This is a genomic window from Coleofasciculus sp. FACHB-1120, from assembly GCF_014698845.1.
Lineage (GTDB): Bacteria > Cyanobacteriota > Cyanobacteriia > Cyanobacteriales > FACHB-T130 > FACHB-T130.
On sequence record NZ_JACJTV010000062.1, the window covers coordinates 1 to 11,652 of the forward strand.

Here is an 11,652-nt window from a genome sequence, read left to right on the forward strand (position 1 = left end):
GTCACGAGTGCGTTGCGGCACTGTTTGGGCAACTCGCAACTCGCTCAACATCGAGTCCTCTGCTTCGCTTAAGATAATCCGAATCGGAGCTGGCATAAATAATGGAAAACTCCGTTTAGAGAACCTATCCCATCTTATATTTAATTAGTCCCAGCTACTTACTTATTTTGTCGCACCTTATCTTTAATAATAATGTTGGTCAATCAGCTTTTAACGAACTACCTCATACTGCCTAGTTAGTCAAGTACATTTTTTAACCATAAATTTAACCAAAAAAGAGTATATTTAGAGATTCTCGCTAGGAAAGCTGTTGAATGGCTCTACAGAGCTAGTAAACTGGAAAGCCTAATATAGTTAACTTGTACAATAATTTGCCAAATTCAGGCTAAAACAAGGAGCCGTTATATGAACTTGAGCGGCAAAAGTAAGATTCCAAAGATTCTTCAAACCGATCAAGCCCAACTACTGACAGACTGGATCTCTGAGCAAATAGCTGCTGGTATCCGCAAAGACCTGATTAAGGAGATAGAGCTGCGTGAAGAGTGCAGAGAATTTCTAGACTTGTTCTCGGCGGCTGTCCAGCAGGGTAACTTCATCGACATTAAATCGGCTGAGTGGCGTAGCGTGCGCGAGATGCTTGGCTCGATTTCGCGATCGCGCAGTCAGAAAGGCTTTACCCCATCCGAAACCGCAATATTTATTTTCTCCTTGAAGCAACCTTTGTTCAGCCGCTTGCGCTTAGAACTGGCACAGGATGGTGAAAGCCTTCTGGAAGAGATTTGGGCGGTTACGACTCTCATCGACAAGCTTGGTCTCTGGACAACTGAGTCCTATCAGAAAGCCCGCGAGGAAGTGATTTTGCGCCAGCAAGAGGAGCTGATGGAACTCTCAACGCCAGTCGTGAAACTGTGGGATGGCATTTTAGCCCTACCCATCATTGGCACCCTCGATAGCGCCCGCACCCAAGTGATGATGGAGTCCCTCTTGCAGAAAATTGTAGAGACGGGTTCGGAAGTAGCCATTATTGATATTACGGGAGTGCCAACCGTCGATACTCTGACAGCGCAGCACTTACTCAAGACGGTTACAGCGGCTCGTCTAATGGGCGCTGATTGCATCCTGAGCGGAATCCGTCCCCAGATTGCTCAAACGATCGTCTACTTGGGCGTGGATCTAGCGGATGTGATCACCAAGGCTTCCCTATCCGATGCATTTGCTTTAGCGCTGAAGCGAACTGGAGCCGCGATCTCTCGCCCCCAAACCCGCACTTAGGAGTTTTATGGAACGTATACCCATATTACAAATGGGCGAATTCCTTCTAGTGACGATTCAGGTTGATATGCACGATCGCCTAGCGATGGCTTTGCAAGACGACCTGACCGACCGCATTAACCGAACCAGTGCCCGTGGTGTACTGATAGATATTTCAGCACTGGAGATTGTGGATTCTTTTATTGGGCGGATATTGGGAAATATTGCCAAGATGTCGCGAGTACTGGATGCGGAAACAGTCGTTGTCGGGATGCAGCCAGCAGTAGCGATCACTTTGGTAGAGTTGGGACTTTCCTTAACCGGCATTCGCACAGCCTTAAATGTTGAGAAAGGAATGGCGCTCCTGCATAAATCCTTCGAGGCTTCTGTTAGGGATAGCATAGATGGTCATGCAGAGGTCTGAAACCATGAGCATCCAGTCATCCGCAGACGTTGTGCTAGTACGGCAAGCCGTGCGTCAGTTTGCCCTAGGGCTGGGTTTTGGCCTGGTTGACCAGACAAAAGTCGTGACAGCGGCAAGTGAGCTGGCACGCAACACGTTAGACTATGGCGGTGGTGGGACTGTGAAACTGGAAGCTCTAGAGGAGGGAATCCATCGGGGTCTGCGACTGACTTTTGAAGACACTGGGCCAGGAATTCCGGATATTGATCTGGCACTAAAAGATGGCTTCACAACCGGAGGCGGGCTGGGTATGGGTTTAAGTGGGGCAAAGCGGCTCGTGAACGAATTCAATATCGTTTCCCGTGTCGGAGAGGGCACAAAGATCACGATTACAAAGTGGAAGTGAGTTAATGATGAACGCTCCCGTTGCTCTGCCGATCTTAGAGTCTAGTCAGGTTGGCGAAGCGCGACGGATCGCGATCGCGATCGCAACTCGTCTCGGTTTCAACGAAACTGAGCGGGGGCAGGTTGGGATTGTCGTAACTGAAGTTGCAACTAACCTGGTTCGGCACGCTAAGGACGGTCTGCTGCTGCTACAGCCTTTAACCAAAAACGACATCACGGGGATGGAAATCCTCGCCTTAGACAAAGGGCCAGGAATCAGCAATCTCCAAGAGTGTCTGCGCGATGGTTTTTCTACAGCAGGGACTCCTGGAAATGGTTTGGGGGCAGTTAGCCGCCTTTCTGCTTTTTTTGAGATTCATTCTGCTCCCAATGTGGGTACAGCTTTATTAAGCCGCCTCTGGGCTAGCCCAATACCGGCAAAGCAATCGAACAACAATCTAGAGATTGGCGTGGTATGCCTGCCGATGGCAGGGGAGGAGGTGTCGGGGGATGGGTGGGTAACCGACCAACAGCCCGGTCGCAGTCTGCTGTTAGTCACTGATGGTTTGGGTCACGGGCCTCTAGCCGCCCAGGCGTCCTTAGAAGCCGTTCAGATATTTCGAGAGAATGTCCGCAAAAGCCCCAAAGAGATTATTGAAGCCGCTCACGCAGTTCTGCGGAGTACTCGTGGAGCCGCTTTAGCGATCGCAGAAGTGGACTTTGAACGACAAACCATTCGTTTTGCAGGAGTTGGCAATATCGCTGGCAGCGTTTTTTCTCCCGCAGGAAGCTACAGTATGGTTTCCCACAATGGGACTGTCGGGCATGAGGTTCGCAAAATTCAGGAGTTTGTCTATCAATGGCCCCAAGGAGGGCTTTTAGTGATGCACTCCGACGGGTTAGGTACGCAGTGGCGATTTGATCGTTATGCTGGTCTCATAACCAGACATCCCAGCCTAATCGCTGGAGTTTTGTACCGGGATTTCTATCGAGGTCGCGATGACGTAACTGTGCTGGTTGCTCGCGAAGCAGGCTGAAGGGCAAAGGATCGCTAATCAACAATGAACAATTAGCAATGCTTCTATTCGCAATTGACTAATGACCAATCTCCTCACTGTAGAAATCCGTTACGAGCAAGATGTCGTTATGACCCGTCAACGGGCACGGCAGATTGCTCAAGCTTTGGGGTTTGAATCTCAGGATCAGACCCGCATTGCCACTGCTGTCTCTGAAATTGCTCGCAACGCCTTCCAATATGCCGGTGGGGGAAAAGTTGAATTTCAGGTGGAAGGCGAATTGTCTCATAGCTTGCTGATATGCGTTCGTGACCAAGGATCGGGCATCGCCAATCTGAAAACCATTCTGGATGGACAGTATAAATCAGAAACCGGAATGGGCTTAGGCATCATTGGCACCAAGCGGCTGATGGATCGGTTTCACATTGCGTCAACGCCAAAGCACGGAACAGAGGTGCTGATGGAAAAAACCTTGCCAAAGCGGGCACCAAGCTTGACCGCAAAGCGCTTGGGGCAAATCGCTGATGAGTTGGTAATGAGAGGGTCTCAAAATCCATTTGAGGAAATTCAGCAGCAAAACCAAGAACTGCTTCGCACTCTAGCGGAACTCGAAAAGCGTCAAGCCGAACTAGCCCAAGTCAATCGCGAGCTAGAGGATACCAATCGCGGTGTTGTGGCATTATATGCCGAGTTAGATGAAAAAGCAGTTTCTTTACAGCGAGCGAATGAACTCAAAACTCGTTTTCTCTCCAATATGAGCCATGAGTTTCGCACGCCGCTTAACTCAATTATGTCTCTCTCCAGGCTGTTGCTAGATCGGATGGATGGTGAATTGACAGCCGATCAAGAAAAGCAAGTGACATTTATCCGCCAGTCAGCTGAAGGTCTTTCGGAGCTAGTAAACGACCTTTTAGACTTGGCAAAGGTCGAGGCGGGAAAAATTGTGGTTCATCCGAATGAGTTTGAAGTTAGCGAGCTATTCGCTACACTCAGAGGAATGCTTCGCCCACTTCTTAGTGAGAATTCTTCAATTTCTCTGGTTTTTGAAAAACCTGTTGGCTTTCCCACACTTCGCACTGATGAGGGCAAGGTTGCCCAAATTTTGAGAAATTTTATTTCTAATGCCTTGAAATATACCGAAAAAGGTGAAGTTCGCGTCAGAGCTGAACTGGATAAAAATACCGTCGTCTTCTCTGTAACTGATACAGGTATCGGAATTGCACCTGAGGATATTGAGCGAATCTTTGAGGAATTTATTCAGGTAAATTCTCACCTTCAAAAGCGGGTTAAAGGAACAGGTCTAGGACTGCCGCTTTCGCGGAAGTTAGCCGAGTTGCTCGGAGGCAGTGTCTCCATCAAAAGCTCACACGGGCTTGGTTCCACGTTTTTTGCCACTATACCACTCGTTTACGGGGGTGATATCGAGGAGGCAGATGAAATGGATGTTCCCTTGCAGTTAGATGCGACTCGCGATCCGATATTAGTTGTAGAAGATAACCAAGAGACACTGTTTATTTACGAGAAGTATTTTGCGGGGTCGAGTTATCAGATGATCCCAGCGCGATCGCTCAAGCAAGTCAAACAAGCATTTCAAATGTTTAAGCCACGAGCTGTGCTATTAGATATCTTGCTTGAAGATCAAAACACCTGGGATTTCCTTTCTGAGATGAAAGCCAACTCTTTAACACGAGATATTCCCGTCGTCGTTATCACCGTTATTGACAACGAGAAGAAAGCTCGTGCTTTAGGTGCAGATGCCTTCTTTGTTAAACCAGTGGAACGGTTATCGCTTCTCGAAAAACTTAATATGTTAGTCAAGCAAGAGCATTTACAAAAGGTTTTGATTATTGACGATGACCCAGTATCCCACTATCTACTCAAGCAATCTTTAGCCGCTTGTACGGGTGCTACCACCCGTGAAAATCACTTTGATTTTAAGATAATTGAGGCAACTTCAGGGGGCGAAGGCATTCGTCATGCCCACTTAGAAAATCCTTCTTGTATTTTTCTCGACTTAGTTATGCCAGATATGAGCGGGTTTGAGGTTTTGGAACAGTTGAAAGCCGATCCAGCTACTAAAAATATTCCGGTAATTATTAATACTTCAAAGCTTCTTGAACCAGAGGAGCGCTCGATACTGGTTGAAAGCACAGTAGCGATTCTCTCAAAAGACAATCCATCGCGTGAAGTTGCGATCGCTCTTGTCCGAGAAGCACTTCTTTCCGCTGGGCTAGTTCTGGAGCCTGGAGAGGAAGAACATGTCTGATCCCACTCTTGTCACTATCTTGCACGTAGACGACAACGAAGCCAACCGCTATGTCATTAGTCGGATGCTTCGGAAAGCAGGATTTGAGGTTAAAGAGGCCGCAACCGGCGAAACGGCTCTGCAATTGGTTGCACACCAACCGCCTGACTTAATTATCCTTGACGTGCAGCTTCCTGGCATCAATGGGTTTGAGGTTTGCCACCGACTCAAGGCAAATCCCAGCACTTCCTCGATTCCCGTGCTGCATCTATCTGCTAGTTTTGTTGAAAGTAAGGATAAGGCACAAGGGTTAGAGAGTGGTGCAGATGGCTACTTAGCCCAGCCAGTAGAGCCAATAGAGTTGCTTGCAACGGTGAAAGCTTTGCTCCGCATCCGAGAGGCTGAAGAAGCGGCGCTGGCAATGGCGAAGGAGTGGCAAACGACATTCGATGCCATGAGCGATGGTGTTTGTTTACTTGACAGTTCTGGAAGAGTTCTGCGATGTAACAGCACCATGACAAACCTTTGGAAAAAACCATTCAGCGAGATTAATGGTTGCTTTTATCAGCAGCTGATGGAAGATACGCTGGGCTGCATTGCTGTAACTTCTTTGACTTGTGTCCAGGAAACTCGTCGTCGAGACAACGTGGAGCTACGATGTGGTGAGCGATGGTTTTCTGTTACTACAGATCCCGTGTTCAACGAAGGTGGAATTTTTACAGGTGCAGTTTATATCGTAGCTGACATCACAGAGCGCAAGTGGGCATCAGAAGCTCTGGGAGCAAGTGAGGAACGGTTCCGCCTGTTGTTGGAGAATCTGGAAGACTATGCAATTTTCTTTCTCGACACAGAGGGGCGTGCTATTCGTTGGGGTGTTGGAGCAGAACGCATCTTAGGCTATCAGGAAGCCGAGATACTGGGTCAATCTGTTTCAATTATCTATACACCTGAAGACATTGAACGTGGTGCAGACAAGCAAGAACTGGAAACGGCAGTAACAGAAGGTCGTGCGGAGGATGAACGCTGGCACGTGCGTAAGGACGGTACCCGTTTCTGGGCAAGTGGCATCATAACGCCCTTACGAGATGAGACTGGGCAACTACGAGGCTTTTCCAAAATCATGCGCGACTTCACCGAACGGAAGCGAGCTGAAGACGAACGCAACCAGCTACTTGCCTCGGAACAGGAGGCACGCGCCGCAGCGGAGTCAGCAAACCGGATGAAGGACGAGTTTTTGGCGACTCTCTCCCACGAACTGCGATCGCCCCTCAACGCAATGTTGGGATGGGTTCAACTACTCAATACTCGTAAATTTGACGAGGCGACGACTGCGCGGGCGATGGAGACAATTGAGCGCAGTGCTAAGGCACAAGCTCAGCTGGTGGAGGATTTGCTGGATGTTTCCCGCATCATTCAGGGTAAGTTACGCCTGAATGTCCGCCCAGTTGAGCTGGCTTTGGTTGTTGAGGCAGCGGTTGATACCGCCCGTCCAGCGGCTGACGCTAAGGCAATTCGACTCCAAAGCGTACTCGATCCGTCAGCAGGTCCTGTTGCCGGAGACTCAGACCGCTTGCAGCAAATAATCTGGAATCTGTTATCTAATGCGATCAAGTTCACACCTAAAGATGGGCGAGTTCAGGTTCGCCTCGAACGAGTGAACTCTCATGTGGAAATCACAGTAACTGATACAGGCCTTGGCATTCGCTCTGACTTTGTACCCTATGTCTTTGATCGCTTTCGTCAAGCTGATAGCTCAATTACCCGGTCATATAGCGGACTGGGTCTGGGTCTAGCAATTGTGCGCCACTTGGTAGAGTTGCACGGCGGCACAGTTCGCGCAGAAAGTCAAGGAGAGGGGCAAGGAGCAGCATTTGTCGTAAAGCTTCCACTTATGCCTGTCCGCTTGGAAACCAGTCAGGAAGAGCAAATTCACCCAACCGTTGCGGGAGGAGTCCCGTTTGATAATCCACAGTCCCTAGATGGCTTACAAGTACTCGTTGTAGACGATGAGGTTGATTCTCGTGTGTTTCTCACGACGGTACTGGAACAGTGTGGAGCCTCTGTGCGTGCTGTTGCATCCGCCCATTCAGCACTTGAAGTCATTAAACTTCTTAAACCAGATATTCTATTGAGCGATATCGGGATGCCTGAAGAGGATGGCTATACTTTGATCCGGAAAGTGCGGGCACTTTCAGCAGAACAAGGAGGACGGATTCCCGCTGTAGCGCTAACAGCATACGCTAGAGCAGAGGATAGGATGCGAGCGATCGCTGCCGGATTTCAAATGCACATCTCTAAACCTGTGGAACCAGCAGAATTAGCGACTGTAGTAGCGAGTCTTGCTGGACGAACAGAAATCCATGAAGTGTGAAGTCGTGCAATTCGTTGTAACTGACATCTTGCAGCATTCTCAAGAAGTGGGTTGCAAAGCTGGTAAAAATCTGAAAAAAAGGGCGTAGCGGGACTTAGACGAAAACTGCTAAAAAAATGGCTTAAAACCTAGACAGAGAAAGACTTTTAGCTTAAAAGAGCATAAATCCAGTGTTCACAAGGGTTTCAGACCTTTTTTGGTCATCAACCTCTTTTCCTTGCTCAGAGAGGTTTTCAGCCCCTAAAGAAGCTATAAAATGTCTAAGTCCCGTGAGCAGAAATGACTGACGTTTAACCCACATCTCCACTCTTTTGTCAGTGCGTAACTCCTAAAATTCTGGTCGCTAAGGCTGAAAAGCTTGGGATGTATATGTGTAGCAGTTACCTTGATTGGATGCTCACCAGCAACTCACGCTGTCACTATCAAAGGGTTACTATTGGCGAACGAGGCAGCAGCCATCCATCAACCAGGATTTATCAGCTAGAGGGTGGTGAGAATGACGCTCGCCGCCTGGTACTCAAAGATTTGAGTGTGAGCTTCATTTCAGAGTCAGTGATTATTCAACAATGAATCTTCATGGGTTTGGACGACTTGTAGTAACTTGCCGTTTCGCCCCAAAGCTTCATCCGCCAATTCGACAATCCAAGGGTTAGGTACAGCTTGGGGTCTGGCTTTTAGTACATAAGCCAAGGCTGACTCTTCTTTTCCAACCCCAAGTAGCACAGCATAAACTATCAGGGCGATAGCGGTTGAGCGGCTGACCCCAGCAAAGCAATGGATGAGAACATCCCCACCGCACGTTCTTATCGCCTGAGTGAAGTCGATGACTTGGAGAATATCCGCAGGTGCAGCCAGGACATCTTCAGGGTCATTAACAGGTGTAGTGATGTCATCAAACTCTAGCCTGAGTCGGTGGGACACTTGCGTATAACCGGGCGGGGAGGGTTCACTCGGATCGCAAATGGAGATTATGTGTTGAATGAATGGTTCTGTGGTTTGTCCAAGAATTCGTTGGCTTGCTTCAATACGATTGGTGATAAAGATTGTTGGAAGTTTATCGAGTCGGGGGTCAAGCACAATAGTGCTACTAGGTGTTATTTTTTCTTTCTCTTGTTTTGACGCAAAATCAACCACTTGTGTCAGCCGAAAAGCCAAAGAGTCTCTAGTGTCAATTTGCTTCAATACTTCAATAACCCGCTCACGAACAAAGGAGTCTGGATCGTTGAGTGCTATTCTCAATTCAGCTTTTGCTACAACTGAGCCAATGTGCCCTAATGCAGAAGCGGCTCGACTGCGGACAAAAGGTTCTGGGTCGTTTTTAAGCACTCGTAGTAGCCCCGATACAGCTTTTTCACTGCCAATAAGCTCTAGCGCCTTGGTCGCACTCCAACGTACATGAGAGTTTAGATCGCTAAGGGCTGAGAGTAATGGCTCTACCGCTGTCTTGGCACCGATTTTCCCTAGTGCTAAAGCGGCTCGACTACGAACGAGAGAGTCTGGGTCGTGAAGCGCCAAGAGCAACCCGGAACAAGCCGCCTCAGCGCGAATTTTTCCTAAAGCAGAAGCGGCTCGACTACGCACAGACGCATCTCCATCTTCGTTGAGTACGATGAGCAACCTAGCTACAGCCGCCTCATCACGAATTTTCCCTAAGGCAGAAGCCGCCCAGACACGAACATCAGAGTCTTCATCGTTGAGTGCAAAAAGCAGCCCTTGAGTTGCGGCAAACGTGTGAATTTGTCCCAGAGCCGAAGCCGCCCACTTCCTCTCCTGGGGACTTTTCTGGTTTAGGATATCTATCAGATAGGCTACGACCGACTCTGTAGCAATTTGTCCCAATGCCCAAGCCGCCCAGCCGCTAACCCTATCATCAGAATGATTCAGTGCGCTAAGAAGCCCGTTCACTGCCGTCTGTGAGCCAATTTTCGCTAAAGCTCGGACTGAACTGCTTAGCTTTTTGGGGTTCTCACTATTAAGAGCTTCTAGCAGTTGAAGCGTTGTCTGCTCCGAGCGAGTCATTGGGAGTCAACTCCAAGTGTACAGGGACTTTTTATTTTACGTGGAGATATATTAGTGTCGTTCAAGAGGAAAAGCTAAATCCGGCTTGCTTTTTCGGCTCAATCTAGCTTGGCAATGCTGATAGTCAAATGCTAGATCACTGAGCAAACTTTCTCTGTAATCCTGCAATAGGGAAGGTTTTGCTCAGCGACACAAAATTGTCTCGACGTCATTTTATTGGGCACTGTACAGATAATAAAGCCCTCGCCCTCTATGCTAGATGGTAGGAGCGTTTGATGGATGGTTGAGCTGATTGATTTTATTCCAACCGTTCCCATGCTGAGGAACTGATATTGGGACGTGAGTAGCGATCGCCTTTAAAAATAAGTGCCAATTGGAACTTGCTGCCGCAATTATTGCACGCTGCCAACTAGCGATCGCCTCAAAGTACCAGTTGCTACTTTTCTCCCATCTCCCACGATGGGTTTTACTGCCTAACCGCATCAAAGGATGTCAGAACTACTAAGCTATCGGCTATTTTTGAATTAAAATACAGTAAATTAATTCAGTAATAAAATGCAGTAATAATGACCACCATCTGCTTTAGTAATTTAAAGGGTGGAGTCGGAAAATCAACGACTCTTACCCATTTCGCCTATTGGTTATCTGCCATCAAAAAGTGCAAGGTCGCAGTCATTGACGCAGACGGGCAGAGCAGTACCTCCACCTGGCTGCATTCGATGGATACAGAGGTGCCTATCTATCGCATGACCGATCCAGATGAGTTGGCTGAAGAAATTCCCAAGCTGGAAAAGACTGTGGATTATTTGGTAGTGGACAATGCTGGGAATTTGGGAGAGGCAACCCGGTGTACACTTCTGACTGCAAAACTTGCAGTCATTCCGATTACTCCATCTGGGCTGGATTTAGTTTCAGCCGCATCGGCTGTCAGGATGGTACGCCAAATCCAGAATGCACGAGGTGGATTGCCGCTATCCGGCATCTTCATTAATCGAGGAGTGAAGAATACCAAGCTGTTGAAGGAAGCCCAAGAGCTGCTAAAGCAACTGGAAGGAGTCAAGGCATTCAAGCAAGTTATCTATCAGCGGCAAGCGATCGCAGATGCCTTCTTGCAGAACACAACCGTATGGGGACTAAAAGGGACTGAAGATGCAGCGTCAGATTACCAGCGGCTATTTACAGAGATTCTGAGGTTGGCGAAGTGAGCAAGAATAAACCCCGACATTCTCTAACTGACTTGGTTGCTCAATTTGCATTAGGTAACTTGGAACCACAGGCTGAACCTGCCAGCAAACAAAAGGCAAAGGGGAAGAAGACGGCTCCGACGCAGGAAGAAGAAAACCTGCTGGAGAAGCTGAAGAAGCAAGTTCCCTCAAAAACCCGAATCACGCTTGACCTTGACCCAGAAACCTACGAGCAGCTATCAGAGTTAGCTGAGTACACTGGGCAGACCAAAGCTAAACTGCTACGCGCACTGATTCGGGAAGTGGCAAAATTACTGCAAAATTAACAGTAAAAATAATCATTTAAAATTTTGCTGAAATTTTCCGGCAGCTCTAGGACGATAGTATCTGCTAGCTTCAGAGCCTCTTGGAAAAGTTTGTACTCTACTACTGCTGATGCTCGTGTTAAGCTCAAGTGTCTTTACCCATCAATTCAATCTTGACAGCCTACTAGAATCTTGGTGGGCTGTATCTGCGAAAAATCATCAATTTATCCGAGACTGATGAAAGAGGGTTATACCAATTGGGTTTGAGTTTGACACAAATAAGTTTAGACTTCTAAATCCCTGCTAAGACTAGCGCCTCGATGATAAATTTCCATCCTGTAACAGATGCAATAATGGTTTGGTTTAGATCCTGTAGAGCTTTTTTTACTCCAAACCTTAACTCATCGAGATTAGTAAACAGCTCCCACTTGAGCGCTTTTTTGATTTCTGACCACAACCGCTCAATCGGATTGA

The 11,652-nt window shown here is 47.9% G+C and carries 10 protein-coding genes and 1 pseudogene; 8 read left to right on the forward strand and 3 right to left on the reverse strand.

What is annotated here, in order from left to right; translation table 11 throughout:
- Positions 1-405 precede the first annotated feature (405 nt).
- From H6H02_RS26025 to H6H02_RS26050, 6 genes are all read left to right on the forward strand, one after another.
- A complete protein-coding gene (locus H6H02_RS26025; RefSeq protein WP_190823254.1) occupies positions 406-1,272 on the forward strand; it encodes an STAS domain-containing protein in 867 nt (288 codons plus the stop codon).
- 7 nt (positions 1,273-1,279) lie between these two features.
- Complete coding sequence (locus tag H6H02_RS26030) at positions 1,280-1,675, forward strand: STAS domain-containing protein (RefSeq protein ID WP_190823256.1); 396 nt, start codon at positions 1,280-1,282, stop codon at positions 1,673-1,675.
- Entirely contained in the window at positions 1,662-2,060 is a 399-nt protein-coding gene (locus H6H02_RS26035) for an anti-sigma regulatory factor (RefSeq protein ID WP_190823258.1), read from the forward strand. Before H6H02_RS26030 ends, H6H02_RS26035 begins: the two co-directional genes overlap by 14 nt.
- Before the next feature lie 7 nt (positions 2,061-2,067).
- A complete protein-coding gene (locus H6H02_RS26040; protein ID WP_190823272.1) occupies positions 2,068-3,075 on the forward strand; it encodes a SpoIIE family protein phosphatase in 1,008 nt (335 codons plus the stop codon).
- A gap of 61 nt (positions 3,076-3,136) precedes the next feature.
- Complete coding sequence (locus H6H02_RS26045; protein WP_190823260.1) at positions 3,137-5,320, forward strand: ATP-binding protein; 2,184 nt, start codon at positions 3,137-3,139, stop codon at positions 5,318-5,320.
- On the forward strand, positions 5,313-7,670 hold the full coding sequence (locus H6H02_RS26050; protein ID WP_190823262.1) for a response regulator: 2,358 nt from the start codon (positions 5,313-5,315) through the stop codon (positions 7,668-7,670). The genes H6H02_RS26045 and H6H02_RS26050 overlap by 8 nt, the downstream gene beginning before the upstream one ends.
- 549 nt (positions 7,671-8,219) lie before the next feature.
- Here the strand turns inward: H6H02_RS26050 and H6H02_RS26055 are convergent.
- Complete coding sequence (locus H6H02_RS26055) at positions 8,220-9,689, reverse strand: HEAT repeat domain-containing protein (protein ID WP_190823264.1); 1,470 nt, start codon at positions 9,687-9,689, stop codon at positions 8,220-8,222.
- Positions 9,690-9,944: 255 nt separating this feature from the next.
- Positions 9,945-10,172, reverse strand: a complete 228-nt coding sequence (locus H6H02_RS26060; protein ID WP_190823266.1) for a hypothetical protein — start codon at positions 10,170-10,172, stop codon at positions 9,945-9,947.
- 83 nt (positions 10,173-10,255) lie between these two features.
- Here H6H02_RS26060 and H6H02_RS26065 point away from each other — a divergent pair, with 83 nt between their 5' ends.
- Together H6H02_RS26065 and H6H02_RS26070 are read left to right on the forward strand one after the other, a co-directional pair.
- Positions 10,256-10,894, forward strand: coding sequence for a ParA family protein (locus tag H6H02_RS26065; protein WP_190823268.1), 639 nt, complete (start codon positions 10,256-10,258; stop codon positions 10,892-10,894).
- Positions 10,891-11,199: a ribbon-helix-helix protein, CopG family gene (locus tag H6H02_RS26070; RefSeq protein WP_190823270.1), complete on the forward strand. Its 309-nt coding sequence runs from the start codon at positions 10,891-10,893 to the stop codon at positions 11,197-11,199. The genes H6H02_RS26065 and H6H02_RS26070 overlap by 4 nt, the downstream gene beginning before the upstream one ends.
- Positions 11,200-11,470: 271 nt before the next feature.
- Here the strand turns inward: H6H02_RS26070 and H6H02_RS26935 are convergent.
- A pseudogene (locus H6H02_RS26935) lies at positions 11,471-11,652 on the reverse strand (IS630 family transposase); the annotation flags it as partial.